Annotated in this window: 14 protein-coding genes; 8 read left to right on the forward strand and 6 right to left on the reverse strand. The window is 55.7% G+C overall.

Annotation, left to right across the window (positions count from 1 at the left end):
• The first annotated feature begins 74 nt into the window (after nt 1-74).
• Nucleotides 75-1,343 carry a DUF6538 domain-containing protein gene (locus tag RZS32_RS13935; protein WP_317057569.1) on the forward strand — a complete coding sequence of 423 codons (1,269 nt, stop codon included), beginning with the start codon at nt 75-77 and terminating at the stop codon, nt 1,341-1,343.
• On the opposite strand, the gene RZS32_RS13940 is transcribed toward RZS32_RS13935, so the two are convergent.
• Nucleotides 1,262-1,723 carry a hypothetical protein gene (locus tag RZS32_RS13940; RefSeq protein ID WP_317057570.1) on the reverse strand — a complete coding sequence of 154 codons (462 nt, stop codon included), beginning with the start codon at nt 1,721-1,723 and terminating at the stop codon, nt 1,262-1,264. The genes RZS32_RS13935 and RZS32_RS13940 overlap by 82 nt on opposite strands.
• A 640-nt stretch (nt 1,724-2,363) precedes the next feature.
• Nucleotides 2,364-3,200 (reverse strand): DUF3883 domain-containing protein, encoded by an 837-nt coding sequence (locus RZS32_RS13945; RefSeq protein WP_317057571.1) that lies wholly within the window; start codon nt 3,198-3,200, stop codon nt 2,364-2,366.
• Nucleotides 3,201-3,613: 413 nt separating this feature from the next.
• On the opposite strand from RZS32_RS13945, the gene RZS32_RS13950 reads away from it, so the two are divergent.
• The 6 genes from RZS32_RS13950 to RZS32_RS13975 all read left to right on the forward strand — a co-directional run bounded on the left by RZS32_RS13950 (nt 3,614) and on the right by RZS32_RS13975 (nt 8,536).
• Complete coding sequence (locus RZS32_RS13950) at nt 3,614-4,531, forward strand: DMT family transporter (protein ID WP_317057572.1); 918 nt, start codon at nt 3,614-3,616, stop codon at nt 4,529-4,531.
• 562 nt (nt 4,532-5,093) lie between these two features.
• Nucleotides 5,094-6,275 carry a pyridoxal-phosphate-dependent aminotransferase family protein gene (locus tag RZS32_RS13955; protein ID WP_317057573.1) on the forward strand — a complete coding sequence of 394 codons (1,182 nt, stop codon included), beginning with the start codon at nt 5,094-5,096 and terminating at the stop codon, nt 6,273-6,275.
• Nucleotides 6,272-7,039 carry a CDP-alcohol phosphatidyltransferase family protein gene (locus RZS32_RS13960; protein WP_339106679.1) on the forward strand — a complete coding sequence of 256 codons (768 nt, stop codon included), beginning with the start codon at nt 6,272-6,274 and terminating at the stop codon, nt 7,037-7,039. Before RZS32_RS13955 ends, RZS32_RS13960 begins: the two co-directional genes overlap by 4 nt.
• 36 nt (nt 7,040-7,075) lie before the next feature.
• Nucleotides 7,076-7,903: a phosphocholine cytidylyltransferase family protein gene (locus RZS32_RS13965; protein WP_317057575.1), complete on the forward strand. Its 828-nt coding sequence runs from the start codon at nt 7,076-7,078 to the stop codon at nt 7,901-7,903.
• Between the two features lie 100 nt (nt 7,904-8,003).
• Nucleotides 8,004-8,141, forward strand: coding sequence for a hypothetical protein (locus RZS32_RS13970; RefSeq protein ID WP_298938032.1), 138 nt, complete (start codon nt 8,004-8,006; stop codon nt 8,139-8,141).
• A gap of 119 nt (nt 8,142-8,260) precedes the next feature.
• Nucleotides 8,261-8,536, forward strand: coding sequence for a hypothetical protein (locus RZS32_RS13975; RefSeq protein ID WP_317057576.1), 276 nt, complete (start codon nt 8,261-8,263; stop codon nt 8,534-8,536).
• Nucleotides 8,537-8,609: 73 nt separating this feature from the next.
• On the opposite strand, the gene groL is transcribed toward RZS32_RS13975, so the two are convergent.
• Nucleotides 8,610-10,244, reverse strand: coding sequence for a chaperonin GroEL (gene groL / locus RZS32_RS13980; protein ID WP_317057577.1), 1,635 nt, complete (start codon nt 10,242-10,244; stop codon nt 8,610-8,612).
• Between the two features lie 43 nt (nt 10,245-10,287).
• Entirely contained in the window at nt 10,288-10,575 is a 288-nt protein-coding gene (locus RZS32_RS13985) for a co-chaperone GroES (RefSeq protein WP_317057578.1), read from the reverse strand.
• Nucleotides 10,576-10,930: 355 nt separating this feature from the next.
• Here RZS32_RS13985 and RZS32_RS13990 point away from each other — a divergent pair, with 355 nt between their 5' ends.
• The gene (locus RZS32_RS13990) at nt 10,931-11,479 is read left to right on the forward strand and encodes a 2OG-Fe(II) oxygenase (RefSeq protein WP_317057579.1); all 549 of its coding nucleotides are present in this window, start codon (nt 10,931-10,933) and stop codon (nt 11,477-11,479) included.
• 16 nt (nt 11,480-11,495) lie between these two features.
• On the opposite strand, the gene rpsU is transcribed toward RZS32_RS13990, so the two are convergent.
• Nucleotides 11,496-11,696 (reverse strand): 30S ribosomal protein S21, encoded by a 201-nt coding sequence (rpsU, locus tag RZS32_RS13995; protein ID WP_090270699.1) that lies wholly within the window; start codon nt 11,694-11,696, stop codon nt 11,496-11,498.
• Between the two features lie 250 nt (nt 11,697-11,946).
• Nucleotides 11,947-13,200, reverse strand: a complete 1,254-nt coding sequence (locus RZS32_RS14000) for an MFS transporter (RefSeq protein WP_339106680.1) — start codon at nt 13,198-13,200, stop codon at nt 11,947-11,949.
• Nucleotides 13,201-14,345: the final 1,145 nt, after the last annotated feature.

Below are 14,345 nucleotides of genomic sequence, written 5' to 3' on the forward strand. Positions count from 1 at the left end.
GCGGTGTTCGGTCTGCTTGATTTGCTGCACATTTTGCTACACAATTTGCTGCACAAACGGGGGATTTCTCCGCCATGAGCATCTCGAAACGAGGCCGTCTCTATCACCTCCGCCGCCGCGTCCCGCGCCGGTATCGGGGTATCGAGCCGCGCGAAACCGTCTGGATCAGCCTGCACACCGACTCGGAGACAATCGCTCGGAGCAAGGCGGATCGGGCGTGGAGCCAGATGATCGAGGCGTGGGAGGCGCGGCTGGCCGGGAATAGCGTGGATGCGGAGGCCCGCTACGAGGCCGCGCGTGACCTCGCCCGGGCGCGCGGCTTTCGGTATCTGGATGCGGGGGCCGTGGCCAAGCTGCCGGTCGAGGACGTTGTTGAGCGCGTCGAGGCGATCCCCGCGCCTGCGAACCAGCCTGACACGATGGAAGCGGCCGCCCTTCTCGGCACGGTGCCTGAACCCCGCATCACGGTCACGAAGGCGCTGGGACTTTATTGGGGGCTTGCCAAAGAAAAGACGCTGGGAAAGAGCGAGGACCAGCTGCGCCGTTGGGAAGCTCCGCGCAAGAAAGCCGTAAACAACTTCGTCGCGGTGGTCGGCAACAAGGAGATCGCCAACATTACCCGCGACGACATGTTGGACTTCCGCCAGCACTGGCTCGACCGGATCGAAGCAGGCGAGGTCACAGCGAACTCTGCCAACAAGGACCTGATCCACCTGGGCGACGTGTTGAAGACCGTGAACATGATGAAGCGGCTTGGACTGGTGCTGCCGCTGGGCGAGTTGTCCTTCAAGGAGGGGGAGAAGCTGACGCGCCCGCCATTCAGCGAGGAGTGGATCAGGACGCGCCTGCTCGCCCCAGGCGCGCTGGACGGGTTGAACGGTCAGGCCCGCGCTCTGCTGCTCGGGATGATCAACACGGGCTACCTGCCCTCCGAAGGCGCAGCGCTCACGGCGGACACGATCCGGCTGGACTGCGACGTTCCCCATATCTCCATCGAACCGGAGGGACGGCAGTTGAAGAGCCACTACGCCCGCCGGGTGATCCCGCTGACCGGTGTCTCGCTGGAAGCCCTCAAGCAGTACCCCGAGGGCTTTCCCCGCTACCGGAACCGCGCCACCCTGAGTGCGGTTGTGAACAAGTTCCTCCGCGCCAACGGCCTGCTCGAGACCCCGCGCCACTCGATGTATTCCCTGCGACATGCCTTCGAGGACCGCATGCTTGCCGCCGGGATCGATGACCGCATCCGCCGCGACCTCTTCGGTCACCGTCTCGACCGCGAACGGTATGGCAAGGGCGCGTCGCTGGAACACGTCGCAGAACTCGTCGCCCGTCTCGCCTTCTGAGCCAGCAGCGCCCGCGCCCGGCGTTGCGCCTCCGACAGCCGTTTCTCCTTCTTCACGGCCGCGGCCAGTTCCGCCTCCAGCCGCTCGAAGACCGGCGCGAAGGCTGGGTCTCCCGCGACCAGCAAAGCGACCTTCACCAACGCCGCCTCGATCCGCGCGGCATCGACCGGCAAGGCCGGTTCGGTGCGCGTTGCTGATGGGCGTGACGGTGCCATGTCGAGCAGCATGCGGCGGCGCGTGCGTCTTGTGCAGGGCAAGCGAACGCGTCGCGCAAAGCGGCCTGTCACAGCGTGCAAATCGGATGGGCAGGCTCCCGAACGCGGCTCAAATCGAAGCACCGAAGTGGGCATCTTGGCGGCCGCGCCCGGCCCCCGACTCATGCATCTGGGAGCGTCGCCCGAGTCTGCATATTTGGGGCTTTGGACGCGCGCCAAGAGCTGGTTTCGGAGGGCTGCGGAAGACAACAGGAAGAAGGGCAAGATAAAAGCGCCTGCCACGAATGCCGCAAGTCACTGACGTGACTAGCGTTTTCGCGTGCATGCAAATCGGTCGTGTGCAGGTTTCCTGCAATTTCGCAGTGTTTTCAGACCGCTGGTATGCACAATGCGGAAACCTGCTTTTGGCAGCTACTCCGTAGACGAGGCGACGAGTCCGAGCATCAAGAGTTGGCATCTTGCGCCCAACAATGGGAGCGCAAGATAAAAGAGGTGCGGCAACACGTGCCTAGGTGTCTGATGTTGATGAAGAAATCGCACGGCAACCCTCCAACACTTGCCGCTTAAATTCACCTAAATATTTGATTTGGCGTTAAATTTGACGCCGCCAAAAGACGCCCATTGGGAATGTGCCGCTGAATTATTCCCGCGAAGTTAGTGCGTTAACCGTATTGTTGCCGCATCGCGCACAGGGGCGCGGCTGAATAAAGTCAGTCACAACAACCAGTTGCGTGCCGAATGCGGCCCCCTTTTATCTCGCGCTCCATTGATGCGATTTTTCCAGGCCATGTCTCGTCAACACAATTCAGTGAAAGCTTGCTTGAAAGCTGGTCGCCGTGAGCGACACATGCGCATCAAGCGGCGGGCGCAACTCGAAAGCCTTGGGCGTACGTGCGAAGCTCCAGAGGCGAAACAAGCACCATTCCTCGCGCCGTTCATCTGCCACTGCAAGCTCGTTGCGCGAGATATGGAACGGCGTGCGTTCCCACCCGTTTGTGGTCTTCACCTCGATGAGACGCTGCCGTCCGTCTGCATCGAAACTGGCAATATCATAGCCCGCGCCATCCCCGTCTTCTTCGGAAACCCAGCGGATTTGATGCGCCAAATCCTCACGCCCAGATGCGGTTAGCGTGTCACGCTCGTGCTTCAAGACGCGCTCTTCCCCAGCCTTGCCAAGGGCATGGTTGCGTTCATCCCGCGCGGCCACGTCGAATTTCTTGGCGATGTGGAGCATCTGCTCGAGCTCGTCCGGCGGCGGTTGGTTGGTCAGGGTCGGTGCAGGCCCGACCCAGAGTTGCGCCGCCTCGGCCATGCCATCAACTGGCCGGGAAGAAAGGGTGCGGTGCGTCCAACCGGGGTTAATAGCCAGCCATCGTGCGACGGCGTCGATCAAGCTGGTCTGGAATTTGAAGGCCGGTTTGTACCCGGTAATCCAGACCTCACCGAGCCCCTTGAGCACAGCGCTGATGTTCTGATGTTTGAACTCGACCGATCCGTCCGAGCGGTCGTTGAGTCGCGGTAGAAGCTGCCGCCGATGCTCGGTCTTGTTGTAGGGACCGCCTGCCACATCGTTAGCCAGCATCGCGAAGTAGTCCGCGACGATCAGGTCATTCTCGGCATCTGTCCACGCTTGGTTCGACATCGCGCCAGGCTAGGGGAAGGTTCGGAGTTTGTCACGAAAGCGCGGGTTGCGGACCTTCGGCGTGATCCGCGTCAAAGCCCGCATGGCTGGACGAAGGGTGAATTCGTTGCGTTTGCGCAGAAGGCTGCTTCCATACGCCTTGCAGACCTTCACCTTGGATTGCACACGAGGCAAAAAAACCAGCGGTTAAAATACTGATGCAAAGGGACAATCTTTTCAATTCTCCATCGGTTGCCTAGCCCTAAACCCATAGGCATGTTTGTACTGTTCCGTAGGTCAGTCGGCAGCAAATGCTTGGTCTGAGGCCATTCCTTGGCATCTATTTGTCACGAACAGTTTCGGTGTCGCAAACGGAAGGCTAATGCGGCAGCCGTATCGCTAGCAATGAGACAGAAATGTCTTACGGAGCCTGAATGACTGCCATGAACCAATCGTCACTCGGCACTGACGGGCACCGGTTCGGTGTCCTGTTTGTCTTTGGCGCTGGCGTGCTTTGGTCGACCGTCGGGCTTGGAATACGGCTGATCGAAGACGCAGTTGTGTGGCAGATATTGCTTTACCGTTCGGTCAGCCTGTCACTTCTGCTTTACGTATTCATTCGCTTGCGGTCCGGAGAAAGCCCCTTTGCCCAGATACGCCGCACGGGGTTTCCAGCGGTGATCGCGGGGCTGTCGCTGGTTGCTGCCTATTCCGGCGGTATATATGCGATCCAGGCGACATCCGTGGCAAACGCCATGCTTTTGTTTGCGACAGCACCCTTCATGGCGGCAGTTCTGGGGTGGATCGTGCTGCGCGAACTTGTTCGTCTTGCCACCTGGGTGGCCATCGCCGTTGCCATTGCCGGTATCGCGATCATGGTCGCAGATAAATCCGGGGGCGTTGCCTTGACCGGCAGCCTTGCGGCTTTGGGGTCCGCCTTTGGGTTTGCGGTCTTCACTGTGGCGCTTCGGTGGGGAAAATCAGGTGAAATGCTGCCGTCGGTTTTTCTGTCCGGATTATTCGGCATCATCGTGACATCCGGCATATGTCTGTATTTGGAATTGTCGCTTGTGTTGTCGTTCCGGGATGGCGGCATAGCAATGGGCATGGGGGTGTTTCAGGTCGGCGCAGGGTTGATCCTGTATACTCTGGGGTCTCGCAGCCTTCCCGCTGCGGAACTTGCGCTGTTGTCACTGGCTGAAGTTCTGCTTGGCCCGTTATGGGTCTGGTTGTTTATCGGCGAAACGGCCACGCTGAACACATTGACTGGAGGCGCAGTTTTGCTTGCGGCCATCGCTGGAAACGCTCTGTCAGGCAAGCGACGCAAGCCGCCGCCGATCACGTCACCTTAGGGAATTGGGGACAACCTATTTCTGATGGAGCTGCCGTGGGCCAGGAGTTGCATGTGTGATCCGATCCACGTGCGCATGATAAGTGTTGCACTTGGCGTTCCAATATACGTGTTGCTTTTGCGCGGCTTTAGCCCTAGGGCTATATCTCTGGAGCGCTAATACGCCGTGCGACAGTATTTTTTCGGCCAATCTTGATCGCTTACCTTATCGTCCTGCGTTGACCCAAGCATTTGCACGTGTGCCACGCTGGCCAGATTACGATCAATTGGCCGCATAGCTAACGACCATTTCTGTTCGACCCTACGATACCGTCGCCAAGATGCTGCCAAGCCGCATCTAAGGCGCTCCTGGTCCGCTCACATTGGCAGGATCAGGTACTCCATATTTTTTCCATACCCGTCCAATTTTCGGACGATACGACAACAGCCCCCAGTATGGCTGTGTTTTCGAACTCGATTTGTGCCCTCTCGACGTCTCTGTGCGGTTCGCGCTCAGGGGCACATCATGGGCGTACCGGCGTTAGAACCAAGAGGTTGCAGCGTCGTTGGAGCATGACCTGAATTTGGACAAACAACTGCTTTTCACCCCCGGCCCTGTGAATGTGGCCGAGACTCTGCGTACCGCGATTTGCAAAGAGGATATCTGCCATCGGGAAACTGATTTTGATGCCCTTCTTGCAGGTATTGAGCACAAATTACTCTCCCTGTTTCAGATAAGAAAAAGAGAACGCTACCGCGCGGTGGTGATCACCGGCTCCGGGACAGCGGCGAATGAGGCGATACTGTCCTCAGTTGTCGGAGATGGTGCCGTTCTGATCCTGTCGAACGGAGAATTTGGCGGTCGACTGCACAAGACATCACTGATCCACAACAAGAAGACCCATCTGATCGAAATGCCCTGGGGCATCGCCTTCGACATACCACAGATCGCAACTTACCTTGCAAAACACAAGATCGATGTGGTGGCTATGGTTCACCACGAGACGTGTTCCGGCATGCTGAATCCGCTGGCCCAGATCGGAGCTTTGGTAAAAGCCAGCGGCGCACTCTTTGTGGTGGATGGGGTCAGCTCGGTTGGTGCCGAGGTGATCGACATGGAGGCGTGCAACATCGCGTTTGTGTCCAGTTCCAGTTCCAAGGCCTTGGGGTCATATCCCGGCTTGTCTTTTGTCGTGGGGCGAAAGAAACAGTTCAAACGGCTCAAACACCACGCGGCCAAGACGACTTACCTGAACCTCGCGACGTTCTACGCATTCCTCAAGACCCACAGTCAGACGCCAAACACACCCGCCGTACCGTTGTTTTTTGCTCTGGATCAGGCGCTCACGGACATTCTGAGCGAGGGCGTCCTTATGCGCTATGCCCGCATCAAGGCGCGGGCTGATCTGCTGCGGAACGGCATGCGCAGGCTCAACCTCGACTTTTTGGTTGATGAGGCGGACATGTGTTCGATGCTGACGACAGTGCAGGCTCCGGCATCAGTATCCGTGCATGATCTGCGTGCGGGTCTGCGTGATCATTCCATCATCATCTATGAAGGTAAGGGATGCTTTGCAGGCAAGGTTTTTCAGGTCGGCAATATAGGAGAGCTCTCGGATGACGACATCCGGTATTTCCTGTCCACCCTCAAGGACGTGTTGCTGACGCTTCAGGCAGATGCGGCAGACCTTGTAACTCTGGTCAGCCCAAAGCAAAAGCCCCCCGCCTTGTTGCCAGTGCCTGCAGATCTGCGGGTGGTATCTTGAACGATAAGCTGAAACGGCTCTGGGCGACCAAGACCCGCGATGACGAATGGTGGTCGTCTTTTGTCACGGCCCCGCTGGCTATCGCTGCCAATTATGGTGCTGTCGACATCCCTTGGGTTACACCCAACCGGATCACATCGGCTTCGTTCCTTGTGGCTATCGTGGCAACCTTTGCGATTCTGATCGGCGGGACTGCGTGTTTCATCGCGGCGGCCATCCTGATCCACATCAGCCATGTCCTGGATTGCATGGACGGTCAGTTGGCGCGTTACAGACAGGTTTCGTCCCCCGTCGGCAGTTACTACGACCGTATCACCGATCAAGTACAGGTCACATTATGGTTCGGGGCGGCAGGCTTTGCTGCATATGCGCAGACAAACAGCGTCACGCCGGTGTTTCTGTCGCTAGTCGGTATCGCGTTCTATGGACTGCGCGGATACGCCAGATACGTGGCATTAGAGATCGAAACGGGACGCGACCCGGATTATCCTGCTCAGATCGCGCAAATGAAACAGGTACAGACCACCGCAGGTCCAGGGTTTGGTCTAAAGGCAAATCTAGTCTGGTTCCGGCGAGAACAAAGCAAGGTGCTCGCCTTTGATGAAGGCGTCTTCATCTTCATGCTCTCTGCGGCACTCATCTTGGACCAACTCATACCTATGCTTTGGGTATTTGCGGCAAGTCAGGTGTTTTGGGGCCTCTACAAATCGTGGCTGCGCGGAAAAAACATCAACGAAAATCTGAAAGTTCCAACGCAAAAGTAGCCTGCTTCAATACGGGTCATTTAGGATTCAAGTATCATGAAAAACGAAAAACACCGTGCGCCGGTTGCCGTCATTCTGGCCGCTGGCATTGGCTCCCGCCTCAGCCCACTGACCGACAATTGCCCCAAAAGCCTACTGACTGTGGGCGGATCTGTCATCCTTGAACGCATGATCCGTAACTGCCTGAGCTGCGGAATGTCGCAATTCGTTCTGGTTCTGGGTCACCGGGCTGATGAGATTAAGAAATTTGTAGACAAGGCATTTCGCGGCATCCGTGTCACCTATGTGATCAACGACCGATACCGCGAGACGAACACAGGCTACTCCCTGATGCTGGCGGCCAAAGCGATTGGCACAGCTGAGTTTGTGAAATTCGATGCGGACGTCGTGTTTGATGTCAAAATCCTGCGCCAACTTTTAGACAGCGACCACGCAAACATCTTGTGCATTGACCGCAACATCGCGCTTGAGGACGAAGAAGTTAAGGTCATCGCAGACGAACAGATGCAGGTCCTTGAAGTTGGCAAGTCCGTCGATCCTAAGCGCGCGTTGGGTGAATCAATCGGCGTCGAAAAGATCAGCGCCGGAACGGGTGCACTGCTATTCGCAGAGCTTTCAGAAATGATGGAGAGCCGTGGAAACCTTCAGGCGTATTACGAGGCCGCTTACGCGCAATTGGTCGACAAAGGTACGCATTTTCATGCTCTTGATATCAGCGGTTTGGACTGGACTGAGATTGACACAGCCAAAGATTTTGCCGCTGCAAATGCGATGTTTGGTAGCCCTGTCACTACCATATCCCGTAGCCAGCAAAAGGTGCTGGACGAGGCTGTGGAAGAATCAGCCGTCCAGACGCACGTCTGATGCATCTACTGCCCTGCGCCGCAATTCTGGCGCGCGGTTTACAGCGCAGTGAAGCCCTTGCCATCCCGGCACAGGATCGCTGCATTTGAAAGGACCTCTCATGGCCAAAGGCAACAACAGCAAACGTGGCAACAAAGAAGCCAAAAAACCCAAGCAAGAGAAACCAAAGGTTTCTGCGACGGCCAATTCTCTGGCTGGAAAACCCGCGCTCGCAATTGGCGGCAAAAAGGTAAAGTAGCCAGAACGTTTCGGATTTCGTCCGTCTGAGGTATTCAGCTTGATTTAGTTGCGCACCTTGGCACGGGCGGCGCCCGAGACTTGTCCCAAAACGCCTATTATTTAGATTTGGAAGACCCAATGAGCGAAGTTGAAGAGTCCAGCACAAAGGTTCACTATGTCTGCCAGACATACATCGCCAAGACGACTGCGCGCGGGCAGCAAGGCAACCTTCAAATCGACAAGCAACTACAGTATTCTACACCCCATGAAGCTCAAGAGCGGGCAGAACGTGAATTTCGCGCGGAATATTGCGTCGGTGCCGACGCCTATATGGTGGTTGAAGACAGCAGTAGCGGCGAAGTAGGAGCCCCTACATTTTTAGTAAGACTTGGGTCTGTCCCTGAGCAGGATTGACTTCAAAATCGGCAGTGCGTTGAAGACATAGGTTGGCCCGCAAGCGTTTACCTGCGGGCCAGTAGGTCGTGATTTACATCATGCCTTCCATACCCTCCATGTCGGGTATGTCGTGGCGGTTCGGCTTGGCGGGTTTGTCAGCCACCATCGCTTCGGTGGTAACGAGCAGGCCTGCAACCGATGCCGCGTATTCAAGCGCGATCCGAACGACCTTGGTCGGATCGATGACACCGGCCTTCAACATGTCGCCGTACTGGTCCAGCTGCGCATCATAGCCGAACGTCTTGCTGGTGTTCTCAAGTACTTTTCCAGCAACGACCGAGCCATCGACACCGGCGTTTTCTGCGATCTGGCGCAACGGTGCCTGAAGGGCTTTTCGGACGATCTTGATACCCGCATCCTGATCCGCGTTATCGCCCTTGAGTCCTTCCAGAACCTTGCCTGCATGGACAAGTGCGACGCCACCGCCTGGCACGACGCCTTCCTGGACGGCCGCACGTGTTGCGTTCAAGGCGTCATCAACCCGATCCTTGCGTTCTTTCACTTCGATCTCGGTCGCGCCACCAACTTTGATCACCGCAACACCGCCCGCCAGTTTGGCCAGCCGCTCCTGCAATTTTTCCTTGTCGTAGTCCGAGTTGGTCTCTTCGATCTGTGCACGGATTTGAGTGACACGCGAAGCGATAGCTTCTTTGTCGCCTGCGCCGTCGATCACGGTTGTTGTGTCCTTCGTGATTGTAATCTTCTTGGCATCGCCAAGCATGTCCATCGTGACGTTTTCGAGCTTGATGCCCAGTTCTTCGGAGATCACTTGTCCGCCCGTCAGGACGGCAAGATCTTCCAGCATCGCTTTGCGGCGATCCCCAAAACCGGGCGCTTTGACACCGGCCACTTTCAGCCCACCGCGCAGTTTGTTCACCACAAGGGTTGCGAGCGCTTCGCCATCAATATCCTCGGCCATCACCAAAAGCGTCTTGTTCGCCTGCATGACAGCCTCGAGCAGCGGCACCATGGGGGCCAGAGATGTCAGTTTTTTCTCATGAAGGAGGATAACGCAGTCTTCCAGAGTCGCCGTCATTTTAGCAGCGTCTGTAATGAAATACGGGCTGAGATACCCGCGATCGAACTGCATGCCCTCGACCACTTCGGTCTCGGTCTCCAGCCCTTTGTTTTCTTCGACGGTGATGACACCTTCGTTGCCGACCTTGGCCATCGCGTCCGCGATCTGTTGACCGATAGCAGATTCACCGTTTGCCGAAATGGTGCCGACTTTGGCGATCTCGGCCGTATCGCCCACAGGCCGTGACATTGCCTTGACCTCGGCAACAACGGCGGTGACCGCTTTGTCGATACCGCGTTTGAGGTCCATCGGGTTCATGCCAGCAGCGACTGACTTCATACCTTCCTTGACAATGGCCTGCGCCAGAACTGTCGCGGTGGTTGTGCCGTCGCCAGCCTCGTCATTGGTGCGCGATGCAACATCTTTGACGAGCTGTGCGCCCATGTTTTCGAACGCGTCGGAAAGTTCGATTTCCTTGGCGACCGTAACGCCGTCCTTAGTGATGCGCGGCGCGCCATAGGACTTGTCGAGAACCACGTTGCGGCCCTTGGGGCCAAGCGTGACCTTGACGGCGTTGGCGAGCGTATTAATGCCCTTGAGCATGCGGTCACGGGAGTCCGTGCCGAATTTGACGTCTTTTGCAGACATGTCGGTATTCCTAAATGAAAAATGGGGGAGGGTTCAGCGTCGTTCAGGCCATAATGCCTAAGATGTCGCTCTCCTTCATGATCATCAGCTCTTCGCTATCAATCTTAATTTCAGTGCCCGACCATTTGCCGAACAAAATTTTGTCGCCAGCTTTGACGTCCATTGCGATACGTTCGCCTGCCTCGTCTTTTGCACCAGCACCGACGGATACGACTTCGCCTTCCTGCTGTTTTTCTTTTGCATTGTCAGGGATAATCAGGCCGCCCGAGGTCTTTTCGTCACTTTCAATGCGACGAACCAGAACGCGGTCGTGGAGTGGGGTAAACAACATAGATATGCTGCCTTTCAAGATTTACGGGGGTGGATGGCATGCTTAGGGACACATTGGCACTCGCCACACCTGAGTGCCAATACGACTGAGATGGCTATCGTTGAGGTTGGCTACAATAGACTAGTTGTAAATATTTTAGGGCCTAGTACAGAATTGGGCGCGCCCGACCATTGATCTCTGCAGCCGCTCCAGACCGGCATCACCTCTTCAGCCGCCAGCAATCTATACCCACTCAAAAAGCAGGGTACTGCTTTGGATTTAGGTCGTATTCCCGCGCTTTGGTCGAAAATGGATAAGCATGGCGTGCAAAATGACCTGCATTGTCGAGTATAATTCAGGACAAGGGACTTAGCAGGTGAACGTACATTCTATTGACGATGGATTTACGCCTGCCGAATGCAGCGTAATCGTCAACGCCGTGGCATCAGCTCCAGCGAGAGAAGCTTTGCTTGTCGGCCAGAACCGGGATCATAATCTGCGCCGCGCTAAGCTCGTTTGGCTGGATGAGATCGACGGCATGGCGTGGGTCATGGAGCGACTTATCGACGTTGTGAGAACCTCAAACCGAAACTGGTTCGACTTTGATCTCAGAGAATTTGCCGAGAGCCCACAGGTTGCCAGCTACGATGCCACGGATGGCGGTCATTTTACATGGCATTCCGACATCGGTGATGGCCCAATGGCACAAAAACGAAAACTGACATTGGTCGCGCAGCTTTCCAAGCCCGGAAGCTATGATGGCGGTGATCTGGAAGTTATGCCGGGCGCGCACATTATCGCGGCAAACCGGACGCAGGGCTCTATTACTGTTTTCCCAAGTTTTCATCTGCATCAAGTGACGCCTGTGTCACGAGGGACCCGACATTCTTTAACCGTCTGGGCGCACGGTCCCAGGTTTCGGTAGATAGAAGAACGTAGAGTTACGTTTCGCGTTCCAGTTTTTTCCGCGCCAGTTTGCGGGCACGGCGGATTGCTTCAGCTTTTTCCCGGGCCTTTTTCTCAGAGGGTTTTTCGAAATGTTGCTTCAGCTTCATTTGCTGGAAAACACCTTCGCTCTGGAGCTTCTTTTTCAAAACTCTGAGTGCTTGATCGACGTTGTTGTCGCGAACACTGACCTGCATTTGGTTTTCTCTACCTTGGAAGACTTACCTGCATGAGAGTTCCTAGAACCCCCGCCTTGTCAAGTAATTTTGGTGTCGTCCACATTCCAACATCAGCGTTCAGCCGCCCACGCTCCTCTTGAACCCAACATCTTAAGCCGAAGGGTGCGGTCACTCTGGCACTGGCTATCAAATACGCGCGGCAGACCAACGCATAGGCCATCGTGCCGATACACCGCTACGGCGAATAGGGGTCAGCTGGAGACTGACCTCAGGTCTCGGGAAAAGGTACCTGCCGCTCTCCCTGCAATGGTGGAACAGGTTTCAAACGATTTTCGCCCAGACGCGGATGCAGCCGCCCGGCAATTCCCCAGGCCAGCAGGCTTGCCGCTCCGGCGGCGGCAAAAATGCCGGATATCGGTGCCACCAAAAGGATCAGCCAGGCCACACCCGGTGTCAGGATGCCGGACACATCCCGATAGGATGAGTAGACTGCCGACATTTCGGTGCGTTCCGATGGTTTGACGGCCATCAGGAACGGCAATCCGGCACAAATATCCAAAAGGATCAGAAAGAAGCTGCCGACAAAGAGAACGAATACTGTTGCAGACGGGGCTGCTGAAACCAAACTGGCGGTACAGAACAGACATGCGAAAGCCATGAAGCCGGTTTGAACCGAGCTGCGCACGGAATGTTTCTGCATCCATCTCAGCATCACCGGCGACAAAAACAATCCGGCATTTGTGATGGACAAGAGCGTCCCGCCCAGCGTTTCTCCAAGGCCATTCTCGACGGCGAAGATGGGCAGATAAACAACATAGGCCCACCACCCGCAGGAGCGGATAACCGCAAAGAGCCAACCTGCGATCAGGCGGGGTTGTTGCAAGAAACGCCCCAGAAATGCCAACGGATTAACAGGTGCACGCTGTGCCCGGGTGATCAGTTTGCCATTCCCCAGCCGTAGAAAGATGAACACACCCAGCATGGTTGCAGCGGCCACGCCGGAAATCACGAAAGGAGCGGGCCGCCACCATTCCCACAAAAGTACGCCCAGCATGGGGCCAACGGTCCATCCAAGGGCCGAATAGAACATGCGCAGCGTTTCGCATTTTCCGAGATCAATCCGGGAGATGTAATCCAGCACATAGGCGTTGAAGCACACAAAGGTGACGACAGTGGCCAGCGAGTTCAAAACAAGCCCCAGAACGATCATCTCCGGGGATCCCAGAGCTGCGAGGCCCGATCCGACAATGAATCCCGTTGCCCCGATACTGTACATCCACCGCCTCGCTATCCAGCGATTGAGAAAGGGAACGAGAAGCCCAGTCAGCAATGAAATGATGCCGATCAAGAAATAAACTGAACTGATCCGAGCCGCGTCCTGAAGCGCGTCGTACATCGCAACCGGAAAGACGGAAATCAGGATCCCGCGTGCAACCGCCTCAAATGCGGCAAGGGTCGCAAAACCCCGCACTGATGGTGCGGGTGCATGACGTAGCCATTCAGGGATTCGACGCTCAAACATCTCTAACGGGCCTAAAAGTATGACTCCGAGCATGCGCAGTGTTCTTGGCGCGTCTGTTCGAAAAGCGGCACCGACAATGGTTCACGACGCATTTTTCGAGTTTGACGTTCATTTCTTTGTGTCTCGGCCATCGGAAGTAACACCAACGGCGGAGCTTGGAAAAAACAAAAAATCGCCATGGGCGACTTTCACTGTTTGCTAGATCGCACGGTTTTCGAAACATTCTCCCTACCCAAGCGTTAAGGCCATTGTTGCCCTGTACCCTAAGTCGACCGAAAATCACCAAAACCTTGATCGCTTCGCCTTGGGACAAATTGCCATGCCCCGCTACAAGCCTCGCGCAGCCCTTACATCACGATGGATCCGGTGCTCTTCAAATCTCACCAATTCGCACAACCATCAAACAGCCGACTGAGCGTGACAAAGGGCGATTCCACGTTGCACATACAGTGCACACGGCACTAATTAAGCTATTGAATTTAAGTCTGAATCATTCCAGATATCTCAAAATTGACGCAAAGCGCAGCTTCGAATGGCGGTTTTGTAGCGATGTTCAGACCTTGGTGAATGTTGCAGTATTTGGAAGTTTGGGCTGATTGTGTTGAAAACCCAAAAACTCGGCTTCTTCAATTTTCCGCCAATTTCCATTGCGTCAGCAAAGTCGACGCCAATTGCCCAGAGCAGGCCAGACTGCCTTTCACATCGCCAAACCGGCGCTTTGGTCGACACCCTGGCAAACCTCGACAGCCTCTCAACGGGCAGGTTTTTCGCCAGTTTTCGCAAAAACAAGAGTTTTTCAACACAATCGGCTCGGAGCAGTCGTTAGCTGCGCGACAGTTGAAAGGCTGGTATGGAGCCGAGCATTGAGAGTGCGGTACATGCCAAGCCATGGTTGGCGTCAGCCGAATTTCGCTGGACCACCATCTTTACCACTTTTTGCTGCACTTTTTGCTGCACAAGTTGCAGCACCCAAAATAGTTTTCTCCACCAAATACAAGAGCTTAAGACCATGATGTTAAACGCTTTCCGGACTGTCTCTCCGCCACTAATTTTCGTCAATTTTTTGTCTCGTGCATTTTTGAATTGCCGCGTAGTTTCAAACGCTTTCCGCTCTTGTGTGCCAACCTAGACGCACAGGGACGTAC

Origin of the sequence: Roseovarius sp. W115, assembly GCF_032842945.2 — a bacterium.
Classification (GTDB): Bacteria; Pseudomonadota; Alphaproteobacteria; order Rhodobacterales; family Rhodobacteraceae; genus Roseovarius; species Roseovarius rhodophyticola.

Bases quoted from the DNA above. Each gene is read 5' to 3' on its own strand.
- RZS32_RS13935 (WP_317057569.1), top strand. From the start codon at position 75: ATGAGCATCTCGAAACGAGGCCGTCTCTATCACCTCCGCCGCCGCGTC.
- RZS32_RS13940 (WP_317057570.1), bottom strand. From the start codon at position 1,723: ATGAGTCGGGGGCCGGGCGCGGCCGCCAAGATGCCCACTTCGGTGCTT.
- RZS32_RS13945 (WP_317057571.1), bottom strand. From the start codon at position 3,200: ATGTCGAACCAAGCGTGGACAGATGCCGAGAATGACCTGATCGTCGCG.
- RZS32_RS13950 (WP_317057572.1), top strand. From the start codon at position 3,614: ATGACTGCCATGAACCAATCGTCACTCGGCACTGACGGGCACCGGTTC.
- RZS32_RS13965 (WP_317057575.1), top strand. From the start codon at position 7,076: ATGAAAAACGAAAAACACCGTGCGCCGGTTGCCGTCATTCTGGCCGCT.
- RZS32_RS13970 (WP_298938032.1), top strand. From the start codon at position 8,004: ATGGCCAAAGGCAACAACAGCAAACGTGGCAACAAAGAAGCCAAAAAA.
- RZS32_RS13975 (WP_317057576.1), top strand. From the start codon at position 8,261: ATGAGCGAAGTTGAAGAGTCCAGCACAAAGGTTCACTATGTCTGCCAG.
- groL (WP_317057577.1), bottom strand. From the start codon at position 10,244: ATGTCTGCAAAAGACGTCAAATTCGGCACGGACTCCCGTGACCGCATG.
- RZS32_RS13985 (WP_317057578.1), bottom strand. From the start codon at position 10,575: ATGTTGTTTACCCCACTCCACGACCGCGTTCTGGTTCGTCGCATTGAA.
- rpsU (WP_090270699.1), bottom strand. From the start codon at position 11,696: ATGCAGGTCAGTGTTCGCGACAACAACGTCGATCAAGCACTCAGAGTT.
- RZS32_RS14000 (WP_339106680.1), bottom strand. From the start codon at position 13,200: ATGTTTGAGCGTCGAATCCCTGAATGGCTACGTCATGCACCCGCACCA.